Source organism: Bradyrhizobium sp., assembly GCF_049519115.1.
In the GTDB taxonomy this organism is placed as follows: domain Bacteria; phylum Pseudomonadota; class Alphaproteobacteria; order Rhizobiales; family Xanthobacteraceae; genus Bradyrhizobium.
The window spans coordinates 59,839-79,441 of sequence record NZ_JBEKRB010000035.1; the positions used below are offsets into that span (position 1 = coordinate 59,839).

Annotated in this window: 20 protein-coding genes; 15 read left to right on the forward strand and 5 right to left on the reverse strand. The window is 59.6% G+C overall.

Annotated features, from left to right (window positions below):
• The first annotated feature begins 312 nt into the window (after positions 1–312).
• The 3 genes from ABSE61_RS23735 to ABSE61_RS23745 all read left to right on the forward strand — a co-directional run bounded on the left by ABSE61_RS23735 (position 313) and on the right by ABSE61_RS23745 (position 2,705).
• On the forward strand, positions 313–1,236 hold the full coding sequence (locus ABSE61_RS23735; protein ID WP_423873575.1) for a DUF2493 domain-containing protein: 924 nt from the start codon (positions 313–315) through the stop codon (positions 1,234–1,236).
• A gap of 175 nt (positions 1,237–1,411) precedes the next feature.
• Positions 1,412–1,753: a hypothetical protein gene (locus tag ABSE61_RS23740; RefSeq protein WP_423873576.1), complete on the forward strand. Its 342-nt coding sequence runs from the start codon at positions 1,412–1,414 to the stop codon at positions 1,751–1,753.
• 631 nt (positions 1,754–2,384) lie between these two features.
• The gene (locus ABSE61_RS23745) at positions 2,385–2,705 is read left to right on the forward strand and encodes a DUF736 domain-containing protein (protein ID WP_423873577.1); all 321 of its coding nucleotides are present in this window, start codon (positions 2,385–2,387) and stop codon (positions 2,703–2,705) included.
• Positions 2,706–2,799: 94 nt separating this feature from the next.
• Here the strand turns inward: ABSE61_RS23745 and ABSE61_RS23750 are convergent, their stop codons facing one another.
• Positions 2,800–3,051 (reverse strand): helix-turn-helix domain-containing protein, encoded by a 252-nt coding sequence (locus ABSE61_RS23750; RefSeq protein WP_423873578.1) that lies wholly within the window; start codon positions 3,049–3,051, stop codon positions 2,800–2,802.
• Between the two features lie 279 nt (positions 3,052–3,330).
• Here ABSE61_RS23750 and ABSE61_RS23755 point away from each other — a divergent pair, with 279 nt between their 5' ends.
• From ABSE61_RS23755 to ABSE61_RS23810, 12 genes are all read left to right on the forward strand, one after another.
• Positions 3,331–3,612, forward strand: coding sequence for a DNA -binding domain-containing protein (locus ABSE61_RS23755; protein WP_423873579.1), 282 nt, complete (start codon positions 3,331–3,333; stop codon positions 3,610–3,612).
• 144 nt (positions 3,613–3,756) lie between these two features.
• The gene (locus ABSE61_RS23760) at positions 3,757–3,951 is read left to right on the forward strand and encodes a transcriptional regulator domain-containing protein (protein WP_423873580.1); all 195 of its coding nucleotides are present in this window, start codon (positions 3,757–3,759) and stop codon (positions 3,949–3,951) included.
• A complete protein-coding gene (locus tag ABSE61_RS23765; RefSeq protein ID WP_423873581.1) occupies positions 3,899–4,531 on the forward strand; it encodes a DUF2285 domain-containing protein in 633 nt (210 codons plus the stop codon). Before ABSE61_RS23760 ends, ABSE61_RS23765 begins: the two co-directional genes overlap by 53 nt.
• Positions 4,532–4,663: 132 nt before the next feature.
• Positions 4,664–4,948, forward strand: coding sequence for a helix-turn-helix transcriptional regulator (locus ABSE61_RS23770; RefSeq protein ID WP_423873582.1), 285 nt, complete (start codon positions 4,664–4,666; stop codon positions 4,946–4,948).
• Between the two features lie 18 nt (positions 4,949–4,966).
• Positions 4,967–5,836: a replication initiator protein A gene (locus tag ABSE61_RS23775; protein ID WP_423873583.1), complete on the forward strand. Its 870-nt coding sequence runs from the start codon at positions 4,967–4,969 to the stop codon at positions 5,834–5,836.
• A gap of 189 nt (positions 5,837–6,025) precedes the next feature.
• A complete protein-coding gene (locus tag ABSE61_RS23780; RefSeq protein WP_423873649.1) occupies positions 6,026–6,490 on the forward strand; it encodes a DUF2840 domain-containing protein in 465 nt (154 codons plus the stop codon).
• A complete protein-coding gene (locus ABSE61_RS23785) occupies positions 6,487–6,996 on the forward strand; it encodes a S26 family signal peptidase (RefSeq protein ID WP_423873584.1) in 510 nt (169 codons plus the stop codon). Before ABSE61_RS23780 ends, ABSE61_RS23785 begins: the two co-directional genes overlap by 4 nt.
• A gap of 215 nt (positions 6,997–7,211) precedes the next feature.
• Entirely contained in the window at positions 7,212–7,751 is a 540-nt protein-coding gene (locus ABSE61_RS23790; protein WP_423873585.1) for a lytic transglycosylase domain-containing protein, read from the forward strand.
• Positions 7,752–8,242: 491 nt separating this feature from the next.
• Complete coding sequence (locus ABSE61_RS23795; RefSeq protein ID WP_423873586.1) at positions 8,243–9,970, forward strand: relaxase/mobilization nuclease domain-containing protein; 1,728 nt, start codon at positions 8,243–8,245, stop codon at positions 9,968–9,970.
• 90 nt (positions 9,971–10,060) lie between these two features.
• Positions 10,061–12,037, forward strand: coding sequence for a conjugal transfer protein TraG (locus ABSE61_RS23800; RefSeq protein ID WP_423873587.1), 1,977 nt, complete (start codon positions 10,061–10,063; stop codon positions 12,035–12,037).
• A 9-nt stretch (positions 12,038–12,046) separates the two neighbouring features.
• Positions 12,047–12,496, forward strand: coding sequence for a CopG family transcriptional regulator (locus ABSE61_RS23805; protein ID WP_423873588.1), 450 nt, complete (start codon positions 12,047–12,049; stop codon positions 12,494–12,496).
• Positions 12,497–12,820: 324 nt separating this feature from the next.
• Positions 12,821–14,905, forward strand: a complete 2,085-nt coding sequence (locus ABSE61_RS23810; RefSeq protein ID WP_423873589.1) for an MFS transporter — start codon at positions 12,821–12,823, stop codon at positions 14,903–14,905.
• A gap of 365 nt (positions 14,906–15,270) precedes the next feature.
• On the opposite strand, the gene ABSE61_RS23815 is transcribed toward ABSE61_RS23810, so the two are convergent.
• From ABSE61_RS23815 to ABSE61_RS23830, 4 genes are all read right to left on the reverse strand, one after another.
• Positions 15,271–16,305, reverse strand: a complete 1,035-nt coding sequence (locus ABSE61_RS23815; protein ID WP_423873590.1) for an IS110 family RNA-guided transposase — start codon at positions 16,303–16,305, stop codon at positions 15,271–15,273.
• Between the two features lie 228 nt (positions 16,306–16,533).
• Positions 16,534–16,863 (reverse strand): hypothetical protein, encoded by a 330-nt coding sequence (locus ABSE61_RS23820; RefSeq protein WP_423873591.1) that lies wholly within the window; start codon positions 16,861–16,863, stop codon positions 16,534–16,536.
• Between the two features lie 387 nt (positions 16,864–17,250).
• Positions 17,251–17,529, reverse strand: a complete 279-nt coding sequence (locus ABSE61_RS23825; protein ID WP_423873592.1) for a winged helix-turn-helix domain-containing protein — start codon at positions 17,527–17,529, stop codon at positions 17,251–17,253.
• Positions 17,530–17,546: 17 nt separating this feature from the next.
• Positions 17,547–17,909: a response regulator transcription factor gene (locus tag ABSE61_RS23830; RefSeq protein ID WP_423873593.1), complete on the reverse strand. Its 363-nt coding sequence runs from the start codon at positions 17,907–17,909 to the stop codon at positions 17,547–17,549.
• Between the last annotated feature and the right edge of the window lie 1,694 nt (positions 17,910–19,603).

A 19,603-nucleotide genomic window follows, 5' to 3' on the forward strand; every position in this document is an offset into this window, starting at 1 on the left:
GTCGCGGCGGATCCAATGCCGGCAAGGCCCGCGACCACGGCCTTCTAGAGGGCGATCGGACGGCAAGCGGCTCGGGCCGGCAATGGCAGAGGGGCGGCTATTTTCCGCCGCGCGCCGCCGAAAGGCTCACATTATATATGGGGCGACGGCGCGCTTTGCATCGCGAAGCAAAATAGCCGCACCTCTGCCATCCTCCGCTGCCGCTGCGGCCCTTCGCTGCCGCTTCGGGTTCTGGCCCGTCCCGCCCGCCGTCTGAGTGATCGCCACGAAGGCCGCGATGGGCGCGGCCGAACCGGCAAAAGGACTTAACCCGTGACCGACCATGACGACATCGAGTCAGCACACGGAGCATCTCCGACCGAGCACGTCCTCGGCGAACTGCAGCTCTTTGGCTATCGTCCCTTCGACGACCAGCCTGATCCCAGGCCTATGCCCGAAGGCAAGGTGATCGCTGGCGCCGTGTCCGATATTTTCGACGCCCTGGTCGCCACGTTGACCGACACCCGGCTCGAGCCTGACCTGGAGGACCTGCTCTGGTCGACCGTCAATCTCTTCCATCGTGCCACCGACCGCATCGAACGCCAACTCGACGACAACGAACAGGCGCAACGCAAGAGCCAGCGCGAGCAGAACGGTTCAGAGGTGCGGTCGGTCGAACTTGAGCGCCTGACGGCCGAAGGCATCACGCTGATCGAACGTCGCAACTGCCTGGAACTCTTCCGCGACCAGGCCATCGAACGCTTTGAAGTCCACACCGGCTCGTCATGGCGCCCCCGGTCGGGGTCACTCGTCAACCATCGCACCCTGACTGCGGCCATGATCGACTCTCGGCAGTTCATCACAGCCAAGCGGCGCGCCGAAACCGAGGTCATGTTGCCGGCAGGACCGAAGGTCGCTCTTACCGGTGGCCTCGACTTCAATGACCACCATTTGATCTGGGATCGCCTCGACAAGGTCCACGCCAAGCATCCCGACATGGTCCTCATCCACGGCGGTTCGCCAAAAGGCGCCGAGCTGATCGCCTCCAAATGGGCTGTTAACCGCAAGGTATCGCAGATCGCTTTCAAGCCGGACTGGACGAAGCACGCCAAAGCGGCCCCCTTCAAGCGCAATGACGCCATGCTCGAACATTTGCCGATTGGCGTCATGCATTTCCCGGGCACGGGAATCCAGGACAACCTTGCCGACAAGGCGAAACGCCTCGGCATCTCCGTTTGGAAATTCGGCGCTTCGTGAGCGCCGACCTGCCATCTTCCACACCACCGAGAGGCGGAGTTGCATCGCCGCAACTCCGCCTCGTTTCGATTGCACGTTTGGACTTGCGCCGTGGTGGTGGTGGAAGGCGCAACCATATCCCCTTTGCATATGGAGCCACCACCATGCTCGCCCTTGGACTTCCCTTGGACTTCCCTTGAACTTCGCTGGCATTGGCTTGTTCTGCTGGCTGATTTTCACGCTGGCGGTTCACGCCTTGCCATTTTTTGTCGCCCTCAATGTCTTCATGATGGCCTTACACAGCGGCGCCGGCGTCCTCGGTGCGCCACTTGTCGCCATTGCCGCCGGCGGGATGATGCTTGCGATCGGCCAAACCGCCTTCGCAATGATCCGCTCTGTGATCATCCGTGCCATCATTGCCGCCCTGTTTGCTGCGCCGGCGACACTCGCTGGCTATCAGGTCGTATTTGCGATGTCGCAAATCGGCGTGCCGTCATCAGTGCGGTCTTTGTTGGCGGCACGGCGTGGACGCGGTTGACCATCTTTACCGAGACCCGCCCGCTCAATTCGGGCAGGGCAGTCGGGAGCGATCCTCAACCGGTTCTCTCAGCCGCAGCCCATCAGAAATGATCCTGCGCCATCTGTATCTCTGACCGGTTGGCTAAAGCGGCGCATTGAGCCGATCAGCGGAGTGAGAGGTAATCGCGACCTTCCTTGGAACACGTCGATGACATGGCAGTGATCGCGTCCGGTGCACATAGATGCGGCGCTAGAGCCGTTCGTTCGCGGTTGGCTTTGTGCTGACGATATCGGCTTTTGCCCTCCTTCGTTTCTTTTCCTACGCTGAATCGTTCGACCTCTTGCCTGACCGGACAGAGACCCGCCATCTTCTCCCGGACTTGTGGTTCAGCACGCGGACGCACGTGGCCTCTGTGATGGCTCGATCTGGCCGAAGACCGGCTGCGCCTCGATCGTCTGAGCCGCAACGCTGTCGACACGACTTTCTTCCCCTGGGCTAACGCCCATTCCTCGCGAGGCAAGAAAGTCGCGTCGACAGCATCCTCCGCTGCGCTGCGGCCCGAGCGGGTGCGTCGCCGATCGTCTTCGGCCTGTAGATCGCCATCGAGGCCGCGGTGGTCGCGGGCTCGAAACACAACAGGAGAAGTGACATGGCAACCATCGGTTCGTTCAAGAAGGTCGGAAACGATTTCCAGGGCGCGATCATCACCCTCAATCTGCAGGCCAAGAGCGTGCGCATCGTCGCAGAAACCAACCGCACCAACGAGAACGCCCCCAGCCACCGCATCTACGTGGGCCGCGCCGAGATCGGTGCCGCCTGGTCGAAGCGCTCCGAGGAAGGCCGCGACTACCTCTCGCTCAAGCTCGACGACCCCTCCTTCATCGCACCGATCTACGCCAACTTGTTCGATGACGAGGGCGGCGAAGGCTTCACCCTGCTGTGGTCGCGGCCGAGAAAGAACGGGGAGTAAGGCGCCGTACGCCCCGACCCCGCCCGGTTTCCGGGCGGGGTTTTCGCATCGTCAAAACATCGATCATTTCTTTGTCGCCCGATCAAGCGCCACCTCATTTGCGCTTGTTATTCTTCGCCCGTTCGCTGCGAGCTTCGTCATCGGGAACAACGAGGTCGACGTGGCTAACTCCGAGTGCGCTCGCGAGTTCGAATAGCGTTACAATGGTCGGATTGCGTCGGCCTCTTTCAAGGCCGCTGATATATTGTTGGGTAAAGCCGGAAGCCTCGGCGAAGCGCTCCTGGGTAAACCCCTTCGCCTTTCTCAGCTTTTCGAAGTTTCGACCGACCAGCTTGCGCATGTCCATATGCGCAAGTTGCGTCTTTACATACTATCGGGTTTATCTCCTATAATATGTATTAGCCGAATTTGTCCCGAGTGCCGACCGCCTCAAAGCGCGCATTTCTGAAGTGGTTCCATTACGGGCTGTGCTTCACGATTGCTTTGGGTGTGAACCCTTCGGCTTCAACGAAATTTATTAATCTTTGTTGTCCACAAACCTGTAGACCCGTGCAAAGGCTCGCGAGAAGATGGCGTCGAGCATTTGCGAGGTCGAAGCTTCTAGAGCCGATAGGAGTTTCCTGTAATGCCGCCGCTCAATGCCAAAGTGGCAGACACAGCGCCAGACGAGCCAACGCTCACACCGTATGACGAGCAGCACGCAGTCACCTATGTGCGTCTGCTCGACGCCGAAAAAGCCAATGCTGATTGGCAAGAGGTCGCGCGTGTTGTTCTCCAAATGGATCCGACCGCGGAACCGGCGCGCGCGCGTCGTGCCTACGACAGTCATTTGGCTCGAGCGAAGTGGGTGGCGCGCCACGGTTATCGTCAGCTTCTCAGCCGTGGATGGCCGAAGGCGGAAGGATGAAGTTTATTTGACGCAACCGTGACGCGTTGCTGAAGCCTGCCGAAAAAGCAAATCAGCTTATCGATTGATAAATTGCTCGCAACTAGAAATGGTCACATTTGTCGTGCTGCAATTCCCCATCGTTTTGTGCGTTGGGGAGCAGGCATGTTGGTTGTAGATTGGAGATCCGAGCAAGATTACGCAAATTTCGAGAAGGCAGAAACAGCCGACGTTGCCTGGGAATGGCTGCGCCGCGATAGCGAATACGAACAAGAATTTAAGGATCTGACTGCCGCGGCGCGATCAAGTGGGTCGCCTCACCAATTCCGAAAAAAATGGGGGCTCTCTTTTCGCAGCTGATCCTGAACAGGCGTTCGACCGGCAATCGATTTTCTGGGCCCCCGAGGCTCTCTCGACGGTTCTGTCGCTGCGGGAATCCGTCCGAGCCACCGGTGACGGGCAATATCAGCTCGATTGGACCGCGCTTGCCGGTGGTGAACTTCGCCATGCGCCAGATGGCTGGCATGGAGTTATAGTGCTGGCGGGCGTAACCCATCGGCTCTACCTGTCAGCCATACCAGCCAAAGGGGCGCCGCTTTCGATCGAATTGCCGCTTGACGCCACTTCCGGCATCCGACTGCAAGCGGCGCACCGATTCTGGTGCGCCATCGAAGGCCGCCGCCTCGGTGCATCTCCTCTTGCGCTTCCTTTTGAGCGTCGCCGGCGCTTCGTTCTGACGATGCGAGCCCTCGATGCCTCGTTGGCGGGACATAGTTATCGTGAAATCGCCGAGGGGTTGTTCGGCACGGAGCGGGTTCGTGGCCGCCCCTGGAAGGACCATGATCTGCGCAGTCTAACCATCCGCCTGGTCAAGAACGGCATCGCTCTGATGCGGGGCGGTTACCGCGCATTGTTGCGTCCGCCATCGCGGAAGAAATAGCGCTTCTCCTTGAGGGTGTCGAAAATAGACCCCCTCATCTTCGGCATCCCCCTTCGAGGCCCTTCTCCGTCATTGTCGCCGTCAACGCGCCACTGAACTCGCTGGCGCTCTTTCAGATGACGGAGCCTTCCAATGCCCGATCCAAACGCCGGCTTGCCGCCGCGCTACCTGCGCACGCCCGAGGCCGCGCGATTCCTGAGTCTGTCCGGACGCACCCTTGAAAAGCATCGGACCTATGGCACGGGTCCCGCTTACCGCAAACTCGGCGGCCGCGTCGTCTACGCGCTGGAGGATCTGCAAGCCTGGGCCGACCGTGGCGCCAAGACCTCGACCTCCGATCCTGGCGCCGGGACGGTTTTGCCTGCCAAGCGTCATGCTTCCGCTCTGCGTCCCTACGCCGGCCAAGGGCGCCGCTGATCGGGGGGAGGCAGGTAGATGCGGCGCAGGCATACCTCAGAGCGTGAGCAGCTTGAACTGTTTCGAGCGCTTCCCGGCGATCTCGCGGCCCGCGATGCGCAGGACCTGATGGCCTATCCGTTCTTCTCGCTCGCAAAATCGAAGCGTGTCGTCCCGATCGACTTTCACGCCGGCAAAATCAGCATTCGTGTCGAGGCCGTGCCTGAACACGGTATGGCAACCATCTGGGACGCCGACGTGCTGATCTGGGCGGCCAGCCAGATCGTCGAAGCCCGCGACGCCGGGTTGAAGACGTCGCGTTTGATGGCGGCGACACCTTACGAAATCCTGACCTTTGTTGGCCGCGGCACCAGCGCGCGCGATTACGACCGGCTCAAAGCAGCACTCGATCGGCTGCAGGCAACAACCGTCATGACCTCGATCCGCCAGCCGGCCGAACGCCGTCGGCATCGCTTTTCCTGGATCAACGAATGGAAGGAAAGCGCGGACGCGCATGGCCGGCCGCTAGGGCTCGAGCTGGTCCTGCCGGATTGGTTCTACGCCGGCGTTCTGGATGAAGCACTCGTGCTCACCATCGACCGAGCGTATTTCGGTCTGACAGGTGGCCTGGAACGATGGCTCTATCGGCTGGTGCGTAAACATGGCGGCCGTCAGGAGGGCGGCTGGAGTTTTGACTTCAAATACCTGCACGCCAAATCAGGCAGCCTCTCGCCTTTGAAGCACTTTGCCTACGACTTGCGCGAGATCGTGCGCCGAGAACGGCTGCCCGGCTATCGCCTCGTCATCGAGCACGCCCGTGGCATCGATCGTCTCAGCTTCATGCCAGTTGCTGTCGATCCGCTGGCGACGACGCTACGCCGTCGAGCAACCGCGGGGGAAAAGCTGTGAATCATCTCGTGCTATCGGGGACGGCAGGTCTCGTGCTATCGGGGACACGATCCTCGTGCTATCGGGGACGTCGATCAGTCGAAACGCCTTGGCGTTCAACGACATGCCGCGCCCGTAACTTTCCTAAACCTGAATCCTTCGGATTCTTTCTAACGGACCGCGCGTTTTCTCTGTTGGGGATCACCCATGATGAATGATCTCACGCATGTCGAACTGTTGTGGCTGGAGAAACGCATCGAGAACCGCGTCCGGTTTGGTCGGCCGGTTACAGAAAAGGTCCTGGACTGCAATCGGCGCGTCCTGTCGTTCGCTCCTGGCAGCATCTTTGCGTTCGTCCGTTGGACGTCCAACGACTTTGGGACGGTTCTATCCCGCATCGATATCCTGAGAGCGGCGACACCAGGGCAGAGCTATTCGACCGTGCCGTGGATCAGGCCCGGCGGTGAAAGCTTGTTGCGGCTTTCCGGCTGGCCGAAGGTCGAACGGGTCCTGCAATTGATCGATGCCGTCGAGGCGCTCGACATTGATCCCGCCGACGCAGCACCCGACTACTGGCACCACGTTCATAACCGCGTGTCGGTCAACGAAACACCCCGACCATATACCCGATCCCGTCACCAAGCCTGGCTGCATCGACGGAGGGTTACGTCATGAATGCGCGCTGTGCGACAATTTTCGTGACATTTGCAGTGGCCGTTCTTCTCCTCTCGACAGTCGGAGGCGCGACGCCGCACTACATCTGGAACGCATCGAACAGCGTTCCGATCGGCCTTTATCGCCTTCGGCCAGTGACAACGTTGACCGTCACCGAACTTGTTGCCGTTCAGCCTCCTGATCCTTTGGCGACGTTCCTTGATCTCTACGGCTATCTGCCGATCGGCGTCCCCATGTTGAAGCGCCTGCTGGCGCTGCCCGGGCAAACCGTCTGCAGAGACGGCCTTACGATCACCGTCGACAACATCGCCGTGGGTCAGGCACACGAGCGCGACGGGCGAGGCCGTCCGCTTCCGGTGTGGCAGGGATGCCGTGTCATCGCTGATGGCGATGTCTTTGTCATGAACTGGCAGTCGACCGACTCGCTCGACAGTCGGTACTTTGGACCGCTACCCGCATCTGCGGTGATCGGAAGGGCAATACCCGTGTGGACTGAGGAGGAGTGATTATGCGCGAACTCCCCTGCAACTCGACTGACCACGGTTTCTCCGAACCGCCTGCGATCTTTCCTTACCGGCCTCGTCCAAAAAACGGACGGCGATCGCCTGGCCTGCAACGGAATAGTCATGTCCCTGACGTAGCGAGCTCAAATGTATGGCTCTGCTCGCTCCGACCCATCGCGCGCGTCGCAGTGGCGGCCGCGCTGTTAACGTGCTTGATCGTGGCCCCAATACCCGTCGCAGCAAGTGCGCGCGCGCAGACCGTGGCGCGTCCTCCATCGATCGACCGCTTTGCCTGCTTCATCGCGGAAGCTTCCGCTCGCTTTACGGTACCGGCGCGCTGGATCCGTGCTGTGATACAGGTTGAGAGTGCAGGAGACGAGCATGCGATCTCGCCTCGTGGCGCGCTGGGCCTGATGCAGCTCATGCCCGGCACCTGGGTCGAGCTCAGCGCTCGCTATGAGCTCGGTCTCGACCCGTTTGATCCGCGCGACAACATTTTGGCAGGCACCGGGTATCTCAGGGAACTGCACGACCGCTTCGGATCGTCAGGCTTCCTTGCCGCCTACCACGCTGGTCCCTCGCGTTTTGAGCAGCACCTCGCAACAGGCCGACCACTTCCAGCGGATACGGTAGCTTACGTCACGGCGGTCACGGCCTTGCTCGGCGACGGGCAGGGTGAACATGCGGCAGTTGACGGCAGGCGTGCACTTCCTTGGCGGGAGGCTCCCCTGTTTGTTGAGCGGGCGGGCGCACCGTGACGGACATTCGGTTTGCATTCGAAAGTGCGATATTAACGTGCTGATGGCATTTGGGCGATGCCTTCGGCCCGCGCTCTACTCGTCGCTTCGCTCCTCACCGAGCCACCCTACGGGTGTCTCGGCCCTTCGGGTAACGATCGCTATCGCAAGCGCTCGCTTCGCTCGCAAACAGTGGGGGGCGCCGCATGTCAACTGCCAAGTCGCGGCGCCTCTTTCGCAATGAATCGGCCGCCAGCCGACGTGGCAATGACTGAAACTCTATCTTGTCACAATCGCCTTCGCGCTTTTGGAACCCTACAACTCTGGAATTGGGCGCTGTGGACGAGCGACCGAGCAGGGCAGGATAAAAGCCGCAAGGTGCGGTCGGTCGGTTGTGGGAGAAACTGCGCCAAATTCAAGCTTGTCCGAAACATTGCGAGCGTCTTTCGCAACTTGCGCTTTTCGGCAACGCATGATCGACCCACGACTTTTGACACCCTGCGGAGCGAACGATGAGCGCCAACGACGATTTTCGCGTTCGCCCAGGCAAAATTCGCTCGACACGCGGACCGCAAACAAAGTCATTTCTGGCGCAGGCGCTCCAGGCCGCGCAGAAGGCCGGCGGTCTCTCACGTGGCCCTGCTAGCCGCGGCAGCAGGTTCGGACGCGGACGCGCCGCGAGCCTTGCCGCGTCGCGAATGCTGCAAGCCCGCGGCCGTGGCGCCATGATCAAGGCGCGCGTCGTCCGACAGATGCGCTCGCCCGGCGCGTTGCGTGCCCATATCGGGTATCTCAAGCGCGACGGCGTCACCCGCGATGGATCGCCAGGGAAACTGTTCGATGCCGCCGGAGACGACGCGGACGGCCGCGACTTTGCGGAACGGTGCGAAGGAGATCGTCATCATTTCCGGTTCATCGTCTCGCCAGACGATGCCGGAGAGCTATCAAGTTTGCGAAGCTTTACCCGGGATCTGATGGACCAGGCCTCGCGTGATCTCGGTACCCGGCTCGACTGGGTCGCCGTCGACCACTGGAACACCGAGCATCCACATATTCATATCCTTGTGAGGGGCCGGGCGGACGATGGTTCCGACCTCGTCATCAGCCGCGACTATATCGGCTCGGGATTGCGCGCGCGAGCCGGCGACCTTGTCACACGCGAACTCGGTCCGCGATCCGAACTGGAGGTTCGACGCGGGCTTGAAGCGGAGGTGACAGCAGAACGCTGGACGCGACTCGATCGGTCGCTTGCCCGGGAAGCGGGAAGGGCGGAGGGGGTGGTTGATCTCCGTCCTGAACGCGATGCCGGAGCCGACCCCTTGCGGGAGGTCCGGATCGGACGGATGCGAACGCTTGAGCGGATGAGGCTCGCCGAGCCCGCTGGGCCCGCGCGTTGGATTTTGGCCCCTGATGCGGAACAGCGCTTGCGCTCGCTTGGGGAGCGCGGCGACATCATCAAGCGACTGCATAAGACACTCACCAAAGACGGTGTCTCTCGCGCACCATCGTCCTGGGCGCTTGAAGGCGAGTCCCACGGAGAGCCAATCGTCGGTCGTCTCATGGCCCGCGGCCTTGACGATGAGCTAAGGGGAACGGCGTTTGCCGTCGTCGACGGGATTGATGGGCGCGTTCATCATCTAAAACTTTCCGACATCGAATCGGCCGGTGATGGGCCGATCGGCGGTATTGTGGAGCTACGTCGTTTCGAGGATGCGAAGGGCCGTCAGCGCGTCGCATTGGCGGTCCGCTCTGACCTCAATCTCGACCATCAGGTGGCCGCGGACGGGGCAACGTGGCTTGACCGGCGGTTGGTCGCCCGAGAAGGTGGCGAGCTTTCGCGCGCCGGCTTCGGTGCCGAGGTTCGCGCTGCGCTTGATCGGCGGATCGATATCCTGGCAGAGCAGGGGCTTGCCCGACGTGACGGAGATAAGGTCACAATCGGACGTAACCTGATCGGAACGCTGCGCGATCGGGAGGTCGCTGCGGTGGGGCGGCGTCTCGGCTCGGAAACGGGGCTCGCGCATTTGCCCGTGGAGGCGGGAGAGCGCGTCGCGGGGGTTTACCGCCGACGGCTGTCGCTTGCATCCGGCCGCTTTGCGATGATCGACAACGGCTTGGGCTTCCAGCTCGTCCCCTGGATCCCGTCTCTTGAACGCGAACTCGGCAGACAAGTGAACGGCATTGCCGGTCCTGGTGGCGTCGAATGGAGTTTTGGACGCAAGCGCGACCTCTCGCTCTAACCGGCCGATCTCTACGCCATCGCGCGCTTTACCGCGACGGCGAGCGGATTGCGGTTGAACGTTGGCTTAGGGTGCGCATCACCTCTGGGCATGTCTGCAACCAAAATCCTCTGGGGCCAACTCCTCCTGGTTTTGGCAGTCGTGCTCGCCTTCCTCTGGGCGGCGACCGAGTGGACGGCCTGGCGTCTGGGGTTTCAGCCACAGCTTGGACCAGCCTGGTTCATGATCGAACGCTGGCCAATCTATCAACCATTCGCTTTCTTTATCTGGTGGTTCAAGTTCGACGCCTACGCACCAAGGATTTTTGTCGAGGGTGGATGCATTGCCGCGAGCGGCGGTATCGCCGCCATGGCTGTCGCCATCAGCCTCTCGGTCTGGCGTGCGAAAGAAGCCCAGCACGTTACGACGTACGGGTCAGCGCGGTGGGCAAATATAAAGGAGGTGCGGCGTGCGGGCCTTCTGGGACCCGACGGCGTCGTGCTTGGCCGTCTGGGCGGCCGCTACCTGCGGCATGACGGTCCCGAACACGTCCTGTGCTTTGCGCCGACCAGGTCGGGAAAGGGTGTCGGCCTCGTCATCCCGACCCTCCTGACATGGCCCTCTTCCACGATCGTCCATGACATCAAGGGTGAGAATTTCCAGCTGACCTCCGGCTGGCGTGCGCGGTTTGGGTCCGTGCTCCTGTTCGATCCGACCAATTCCGCGAGCGCGGCCTACAATCCTTTGCTCGAGATCCGTAAAGGCGACAACGAGGTCCGCGATGCACAGAATATCGCCGACATCCTGGTTGATCCCGAAGGCGCGCTCGAGCGTCGGAATCACTGGGAGAAAACGAGCCATTCGTTACTGGTCGGCGCGATTCTGCATGTCCTTTACGCCGAGGCCGACAAGACGCTTGCGGGGGTCGCCAACTTTCTGTCGGATCCGGCGCGCCGAATTGAGACGACTCTGGACGCAATGTTGGCAACCCCGCACCTCGGCGAGCGGGTTCATCCGGTGGTGGCCTCGGCGGCGCGCGAACTGCTGAACAAAAGCGAGAACGAGCGTTCGGGCGTGCTGTCGACGACAATGAGTTTTCTGGGGCTCTATCGGGACCCCGTGGTTGCAAAGGTCACGGGTCGGAGCGACTGGCGCATTCGTGATCTGGTCGATGGAGCTCAACCCATTTCTCTGTACCTGGTGGTCCCGCCATCCGACATCGCTCGCACCAAGCCTTTGATGCGCCTCGTGCTCAATCAGATTGGACGTCGGCTGACCGAGAGCCTAAATACCGATCGACGGCGGCAAAAACTACTGCTGATGCTCGATGAGTTCGCGGCGCTCGGGCGCCTGGACTTCTTCGAGAGCCAGCTCGCGTTTATGGCGGGCTACGGCATCCGCAGCTTCCTGATCACACAAAGCCTGAATCAGCTCGAACGAGCCTATGGGCCAAATCACGCCATCCTCGACAATTGTCATATCCGGATTGCGTTTTCGACGAATGACGAGCGCACCGCCAAGCGGGTGTCGGATGCACTTGGGACTGCGACGGAGATGCGCGCCATGAAGAACTATGCTGGACATCGCCTCTCACCATGGCTTGGTCATCTCATGGTCAGCCGCCAGGAGACATCGCGTCCACTGTTGACGCCGGGTGAAGTCATGCAGCTCTCGCCGAACGAGGCGATTGTGATGGTCTCCGGTGTGCATCCGGTGCGCGCCCGCAAAGCCCGGTACTATGAGGACCCGCAGTTCCAGCGTCGGATATTAAAGCCGTCGCGTGCTGTACCGATCGACCTGGTCATGCAACCAGACGAATGGTCCGGCCATGCGCCCATCGCTCCTTCGGCCACACTGCTTGCTGCGCTCACAAAAAAGAGACGCGATCAGAATGGCGGCATTCGTCGCGAGCCGGAATTGTCCCAACAAGAGGAAGTCGTTGTCAGGGCACCAATGGTTGAGAACGAATTTGATGCTGCCACGGACGACGGAGACGCCGATGCCGTACAAGCAGCAAGCCTGAATCGATCGATGCAGGGCCTCGCACGCGCTGTCAGCCTCGACCCCGACGACAAGATGGGCCTATGAGCGGGCGGGATGAAAAAGGTCCAGCTCAGCATCTACCTCGATCCAGAGATATTCGGAAGCCTGGAGGCCTATGCTCAGCGCCAGGGCAAGCCCAAGTCGTTGGTTGCCGAGGCCGCGATTGGGTCGTTTCTTTCTCCTGACGATTCCGATCGCCGGGAGGCCGCGATCGCCAAGCGGCTCGACCGCATCGTGCGAGTACTCGAGCGGCTTGAGCGCAACGACGGAATTACGCTTGAGACCGTTGCCCTGTTCATCCGCTTCTGGCTGACGTCGACGCCGGCTCTCCCGGAACAATCGAGCCCTGCGGCGCGAGCGAAGGGAGCAGAGCGTTACGATCGGTTTGTCGGCGCGCTCGGCCGGCGGCTCTCCAGTGGATCGACGGTTCTCAAAGAAGTCAGTATCGAATTGCCTGAAGCTGAAAGCGTAAGCCAAGTTAAAGGTCAACGCAGCTCCACTTGAGCCTGACAGCATTTCATGTTGTGAGGAAAGCCCACTTGTGAAGACGAATACTCACCTATTATGAGAAACGATCTTTCTTCGGGCTTTGGCCTTTTTTGCTGGCAGTCCGCCAAACAGACCTTCCCTTTGCTGATGTCTATATTGCCGGTCAGCACGATTCCGCATCTCCTTTCTTTTTCTACGCCAGAGCATGGTTGAGCGTTCTGCTCTGTTGAAGCCAAGCTCGGCCTGTCCTTTCTGTAACTCCCATCAGATTGGGGCACCTCATCAATTGTATCGCGAAGCGGCGGTCTCAATCGTGGGGCATTGGGGGACATCAGAGATATGCAACAGCTTGCCGAACTGGATGCGCAAATTGATCGCGTTGACGTTCGACCGTCGCGCAACCGCAAAGCCGCTGCGCGTCGCAAAGTGACGGTTCGTCTGAGTGAAGGCGTCTGCGGTCGGCTTGACCGTGCAACCGACCGACCGGGCGTCGGTAAGAGCATACTTGTGGAAGCCGCCCTCGATCATTTTCTGAACCCCGCTCCATCGGTCGAAGATCTGCTGCGCGAGCATCTCGACGGTTTGCACGCCAAGTTTGACCACCTCGACCGCGATATGCGGATGATCGCTGAGACCGTCGCCCTGCATGCGCGCTATCATCTGACCGTTGTCCCACCGCGTCCGGAATCGCAGCAACGCGAGGCGATTCTTCTCGGCGATGAGCGCTTCAAGATCCTTGCCGAGCAAGTTGATCGACGTGTTCGCCAAGGTCGGCCACTCATGCAGGAGACGATCGACCGCTTAAGCTCCGCAGAACAGAAGGAGTCCGAGCCGGCGACAGGTGGGGGGCCGATGCATAGTTCGGAGCTAGCTCCCGAGGATTCGCGTGCTGACGCTGAAGGCGTTGGTGTCGAGCAAGCACCGCCCGCAGCAGCCAAGACAGATATTGGCGATCCAAGCTTTGCCCGACATCTGAAGACTCCTGCGAGCCGAATCAGATCCGTCTCTGATGGAGGGCCAAACCCGCCCGCTGCAGAGAATTCCGGTCCAGAATCATCAACAGGAAAGCTAGGGGCTTCGCCCGTGAAGTCGCTGTCAAAGTGGCGACTCATCCTCTCCGTTTTTCTGCCCTTTGCTGCGGGCTACTACCTTGCCTACCTGTTTCGGACGATCAATGCAGCGATCTCACCGGCATTGGCCTCCGATTTTGCGCTCGATGCCGCCGAGACCGGGCTGCTCGCGTCAATCTACTTCCTAGTGTTCGGATTGACCCAGATTCCAATAGGGGTGTTTCTAGACCGATTTGGCCCGCGTCGTGTCCAAGGCGTGCTGTTGGTGATTGCGGCTGGCGGCGCAACGCTGTTCGGTACCGCCTCGAGCTTTCCGGAGCTTCTTGTTGCGCGCGGCATGATCGGACTTGGCGTTGCCGGCTCATTGATGGCCGGGCTCAAGGCAATCGTCACCTGGTTTCCGAGAGAGCGCGTCGCGCTCGCCAACGGCTGGATGATCATGTTGGGATCGTTTGGGGCGGTCACGGCAACCGCCCCAACCGATTGGTTACTGAACTATCTCGGTTGGCGCACACTGTTTGAAATTCTGACGATCGGCACGGTCACAGTGGGTGGACTCATTTATATGGTCGTACCGGAGCCTATCGCGGACCCGGAGATCGCCACCTCCGCTCGAAAGCCACTTACGTTGTGGTCCATCTATTCAGATCCACGTTTCCTGAGGGTCGCTCCGCTCTCGGCCGCCTGTATTGGCTCGTCCTGGGCGCTACAGTCATTGTGGGCTGCAGCGTGGCTTACCGACGTGGAAGGATTCGACCGCCACAGCCGGGCCGCTCAAATGTTCCTGATGGCTGTTGGCCTGAGTCTCGGAGCCCTCCTGCTTGGTGCCATGGCCGATCGCCTGCGTAAACTTAATATAAGAACGGAAGTCATGTTCGCGGGAGTAGGGGCGCTGTTCATTGTAGCCGAACTCGCCCTGGTTTTACGCATTCCCCTGCCATCTCTTCTGCCTTGGTCCATCGTAGCGATCGCTGGCGCCGCAACAGTGCTAAGCTTTTCGGTCATAGCCGATTACTTCCCGAAAGAATTTGCCGCGCGCGCCAATGGCGCTTTGAACCTCTTGCACTTTGCCTGGGCGTTCACGATGCAATACGGCATTGGGCTCGTGGTCGAGCAATGGCCGTCTCAAGACGGACATTATCCGGTCGCGGCCTATCAGGTCGCATTCGGTCTTAGCCTTGCGCTTCAGGCGACCACGCTGGTGTGGTTTGCGATCCCCTGGCTTGGGATGTTCGGTAAACACTTCTTCTTTTTGTTCGCACCGCCGTCTGCGGAGCGTGACAGCCAAATCGCACTGGTCACGGCGCCGCTCGACGGAGCTGTCCTTGAGGCGAGTGAGAGAATGGAATGGTGACAAGGCGTGGCCCATAAATTCAGAGTAGTTGGCGAACGACGGCTGTTGCGCAAAGCGGCCGTTCGCGGGCATGTCTGCTTCTCTAATCGGCCATTTGGGGTCAAGCACTTTCAGACTTTCCACCACCGCCACAGTGTCGATGTCGCTCGCGGGCTCGTGCTTCTCTTCGGAATCGGCACTAGGGCCCTTCCATCATGGGATTCGAGGACGAGGCGGAACAATCTCTTGGGCGGCCTTGCCGTCAGAAGAACGGCAGGTCCAAGCGGACATGCGAGCTCACCTCATCCATCGTCCCGCGAGGGACATCTTTCCACCGCGCGGTGGAGCTCTAGTGTTCTCCTATCGGGTTTGATCCTGAACGGTTTTCATGCTGCTGCCGCGGCTTGCTCCCGGGTCCACCGGAACTCGGTGCCGTCAACCCAGATGCGGTGCATGATCACGGCCAGCCGGCGAGCCAGGGCCACGATCGCCCTTTTCATCCCGCGGCGCCTGGCGATCTGCATGGCCCACGCCTTGAGCCAGGACCATTTTTTTGAATGCATCATGCTCTGAGCTGCTTCGTAGAGCATCGTCCGCATCATCTCATCGCCACAGCGCGATATTTTGCCGCTCCAATCGATCTCTCCCGACTGATATCTGGAGCACGTCAGCCCAAACACCGCTCCGACTGACTTGGATTTCCGGAACCGGGCAGGCACATCGACAGTAGCGCGATAGGTCAGCGCCACCACTGGGCCGACACCGGGGGTCGTCATCAGGCGCCGGCAAACCTCATCATCCCGGACAATCGCCAGCAAACGGCGATGCAGGATGACGATTTGTTCGCGGAGCACCCGCCGAACGATGAGCAACGGTTCGACCAGAACGGCTAGATCGGGCTGGTTCTCGACAAGCTCCTGGATGCGGGCCTCGAACCTAACCTTGCCAACCATTCCGACCTTGAGGCCGAAGTTGCGTAAAGTACCGCGCAGGTCGTTCTCGATGGCAATGGCCTTGGACTGTAGCAGTTTGCGATGGGTCAACAGCATCCGCAGTTTCTGACTGCGAAGCGTCTTCACATGCACCGGGCGATAAAGGCCCGCCCGCATCATCTGCGTGATGCCCCGCGCATCATTGCGATCCGTCTTGTTGATCTGCGCCTTCAGCACCGCCTGCATGTGCCGCGTCTCGACACAGACCACTGGCAAGCCTGCTTCCGCAAGCCCATTGAAAAGCCATTGCGATAGCGGCCCAGCTTCCAGTCCGATCCGCTTGAAGCGGTAGGCGGGGTTCCCCAGAACCTTCAGTAGGGTTTGAGGCTCGCTCGCTACCTTCACTTCCTTCACGATCCTGCCCGTGTCATCCACAATGCAGACACTGGTCTCCTTGACCGATACGTCCAATCCAGCAAAATGGTCCATGCTGCGCTTCTCCTTCTGATGCTTGAGGCCGTAGCCACGGACCTCGTTTCACCATCAGCCTGAAGCGCAGCACCCAAAATCTTCAGCTATCCACAAGCTGGGCCGGCCGATTACTCCATCTCCTGGAGGCGGAACGGACATGCCGCGACGGCGGGCAAATGTCGCAGTTAGACCCAAAGCGGAACCGCATTCTCTGGAGGTAAGCCCGACTTGTTTGTGCTGTCCGTTTCATTCCCAGAACGTCACGATCAACCCGCCGATCACGATCAGCGTGCCGCCGAGCCAAACCGGCGTGTTCGGCAAGCTGCCGAACATGACAAAGCTTGTGATCTGCCAGACGATGAAAAGCGTGGCGATATACAATCCGACGATGCGTCCAAACTCAACGGGCGGAAGGTTAAGGCAAAAGCCATAGCCGAAGAGAAGCCCAGCCCCGGCAAGGAAGAGCCCACCGCGCAGTGGCCACGCGGTCTGACTCATCCCCATTCGGACAATAGCGTCTCCTGCGGTTTCCAGTGATGTTGCAACGATTAGGAAGAGAAAGATTTTGATGTCCATAAATTCATTTCTCTCGGCGATGCATCGTGCTGTCGGGCAACCGGCAGTCGAGGTGAACCCTCGCTGTTGACGGAAGCTGGTTGAGAGCTTCCGCAACGATTTTCGTCGCCACCGTCCACGCCGCATCGCGAGCGACCCATCCAATGGGTGCACGACGCCGCTCTAGAAATATTGTGAGTGTCCAGTCGCCACCGTCAGCGCGGTGGTGAATACCATTCGGCTCGATTGAGGAAGGGCTCTTCTTAGTCATCGGCGCACGTTATCCGCGTGGCGGCCCGACCATCGCTTGACCTGTCACTGCACTCTGCAGCGAGCACCCGAAACAGTTCTACACGTTAGCCGTGTGAAGGCAAGGCGTGAACGCAGGCAGTGCTGGAGGTTCACAGATTAGGGCGCGGGAGCACGCAGCATATAGCCTAACTTGCGCACATTCGCGATCCGTGAGGGCAAGCCATGGTCGTCGATCTTCCTCCGCAAATTGCTGATGTGGGTATCGACAACATTGGTCTCAATTCCAAGATCATGCTGCCAAACATCCTTTAGCAACATTTCCCGTGTGACAACCTGGCCGTGGTGGCGAAGGAAATATTCCAGAAGCTTGAGCTCGCGTGGAAGCAGATCGATTTTTTTGCCTCCGCGAAAGACTGTCTGTTCGATCAGGTCCATTTCGAGATCGTCAACGCTTAGTTTCGTTGTGCGAGTTCCACCATATAGAACGGCTTCGCGAGATAGCCGTCTGCTCCTGCCTTCAGGCCTTGGGCGATTTCATCAACGGATGACCGCACCGAGGTCACGAGCACCGGAATTTTGATGCCCTGCTTGCGCAGATCCTCCAGAGCGCGCAGCCTGTCCACGCCGTAGAGGAGCCGGTCAAGGATCAACATCGCGGCGCCATTCGTCCGGGCGATATCCACCGCATCGGCCATGGAAACCAGGCGCACGACATAGCCGTGTCGCTCCAGTTCGACCTTGATCTCGGTCGCCAGTTCTATCTCGTCCTCGACGAGCAATATGGTCCAGCCGGGGACTGAAGGCCCCTTGCTCAAATGACTTCCTCCCTCCTCTTAGGGCAAGCCGCGCCGGAAAGGATGGGGCTTCGCTCACATAACTAAAACTTAAGAATTGTTTAGAACCGTGCAGGTTTAAGCCTACTCGCGCGCCCCGCGCTTGACGCCGAAGGCGCGCGAGGTCGTCGTCAAGGGACTGGGCCGCAAGCCGAAGCTAATGCACCACCCGCGCTTGGAAGCGATTGCGCGACGGGAAAGCGGGCGAGTCCTAGGTTGACATCGGCCGCAGCTACACCGAACTGCCTTTGATCTGAGCGCGGGTAAAAAAGAAAGAGGCCGTCCACTAGGACGGCCTCCTTGAGACATGCCTTAACAACGGAGTTTAAAAAGCGCTTCCATCAAACATGGGATTACGAGCACAAGCATCGTCGCCACGGCTGTCCCAGCCTCCTCTGGCTCGCCAGCCGCTCCAGGCTACGTAATCATACACCGGCGAATAAGGATTTCCCGGTTCAATCGTCGCACAATAGGTGCTCTCGTTTTGTCGTACCTGGTGGGTTACTACGTGCCGAGCCATCGCGGGTCCTACGAGCACAGCAGAAATGACTGCGGCCGCGCCAAACAGTCTGAGATTCGTCATGCGTACCTCCTTTTGATTGTGGTAACGCGAATGACCAAGCTGCGTCGCGAACAGACGTTCCGATCTGGGCTTCTAAAAGATAATTCATTGTCTTCGGTCTGTCTGGAAAGCAAAATTGTGCTTCTGACGGCCAATCGAATTCCGTCAGACACAGTCGCGCTTTCGTAAGGCGAATATGTCGGTCTGCCCCATCTGATTTAATTATGATATAACCACTTCACCTTAATCCCCACTGAAACGACTGGCGCCCCAACCGCCGTTACGCCAACTGGCGAAGCCGCGGATGCCAGAAAAATTACGATCCCGCCTACTCACATCAGTTTCGCGGAAGCTGCTGTAGTCAGAATGGAGGCCGCCAGGGTACCTGCCATTCAAGCTGCTGACGCGGTCGAAGGCCGCCGCGCTGGTCGTTATTCCAACTGCTAGCGCCAGGGCTATTGCTGCCGCCTGAAGCGTATTTCTCATGATGGTCTTCTCTGTGTTGAGCGGTAAACGGCCGCGACGTTGAAATGGTTGCTTCGAAGGAAGCGCTGAAGGGCTAAAATTTCTATTATGAGAGAGATGTGAGCACCGTTCAAAGTTGTCCGTGCACAATCTTGTTCTTTGGAGCGCACGTTACGTAATCTGTCGATGGCGTTTCCGGGTGAAGAGGTTCAGTCGGCAGCAGCGTCGTTACCGTGGTCCGATTTCCAAAGGCTATCCACCACCGCTCCGTATTTGACCCCCGGTGTCCTAAATTATTTTTTAGAGTGTCCTAATTCGGTTTAAACCCTTCTCCGAATGCGCGATCTTTTGATCATGAATCGGGAAGAGGAAAAACGCGCGATCCAGATCAAGTTAGACCGATGTCAGCGCTTGTCTAAGGAATACCCCGATGGGCCGACCGCTCACCACATCCGAGAGATGGAGATCGAATTGCGTGAACAGCTTAACGCTCTGGAGAAACAGTAAGGGCGACTTCGTTGCGGCATCTTTCAGCCGACGGCCCCCTTTATTTCCAAAAACATCGCCTTCCCGCGGACATGCTCGGCGCGCCGGTACAAGTGCAGGTGCAATGAAGTTCGTGAGGCATCAGGCGCGTGGAGAATAGTTT

Bases quoted from the DNA above. Each gene is read 5' to 3' on its own strand.
- ABSE61_RS23815 (WP_423873590.1), bottom strand. From the start codon at position 16,305: ATGGACCATTTTGCTGGATTGGACGTATCGGTCAAGGAGACCAGTGTC.
- ABSE61_RS23820 (WP_423873591.1), bottom strand. From the start codon at position 16,863: ATGGACATCAAAATCTTTCTCTTCCTAATCGTTGCAACATCACTGGAA.
- ABSE61_RS23750 (WP_423873578.1), bottom strand. From the start codon at position 3,051: ATGGACATGCGCAAGCTGGTCGGTCGAAACTTCGAAAAGCTGAGAAAG.
- ABSE61_RS23755 (WP_423873579.1), top strand. From the start codon at position 3,331: ATGCCGCCGCTCAATGCCAAAGTGGCAGACACAGCGCCAGACGAGCCA.
- ABSE61_RS23825 (WP_423873592.1), bottom strand. From the start codon at position 17,529: ATGGACCTGATCGAACAGACAGTCTTTCGCGGAGGCAAAAAAATCGAT.
- ABSE61_RS23770 (WP_423873582.1), top strand. From the start codon at position 4,664: ATGCCCGATCCAAACGCCGGCTTGCCGCCGCGCTACCTGCGCACGCCC.
- ABSE61_RS23810 (WP_423873589.1), top strand. From the start codon at position 12,821: ATGCAACAGCTTGCCGAACTGGATGCGCAAATTGATCGCGTTGACGTT.
- ABSE61_RS23800 (WP_423873587.1), top strand. From the start codon at position 10,061: ATGTCTGCAACCAAAATCCTCTGGGGCCAACTCCTCCTGGTTTTGGCA.
- ABSE61_RS23785 (WP_423873584.1), top strand. From the start codon at position 6,487: ATGAATGCGCGCTGTGCGACAATTTTCGTGACATTTGCAGTGGCCGTT.
- ABSE61_RS23805 (WP_423873588.1), top strand. From the start codon at position 12,047: ATGAAAAAGGTCCAGCTCAGCATCTACCTCGATCCAGAGATATTCGGA.
- ABSE61_RS23745 (WP_423873577.1), top strand. From the start codon at position 2,385: ATGGCAACCATCGGTTCGTTCAAGAAGGTCGGAAACGATTTCCAGGGC.
- ABSE61_RS23775 (WP_423873583.1), top strand. From the start codon at position 4,967: ATGCGGCGCAGGCATACCTCAGAGCGTGAGCAGCTTGAACTGTTTCGA.
- ABSE61_RS23795 (WP_423873586.1), top strand. From the start codon at position 8,243: ATGAGCGCCAACGACGATTTTCGCGTTCGCCCAGGCAAAATTCGCTCG.
- ABSE61_RS23780 (WP_423873649.1), top strand. From the start codon at position 6,026: ATGAATGATCTCACGCATGTCGAACTGTTGTGGCTGGAGAAACGCATC.
- ABSE61_RS23760 (WP_423873580.1), top strand. From the start codon at position 3,757: ATGTTGGTTGTAGATTGGAGATCCGAGCAAGATTACGCAAATTTCGAG.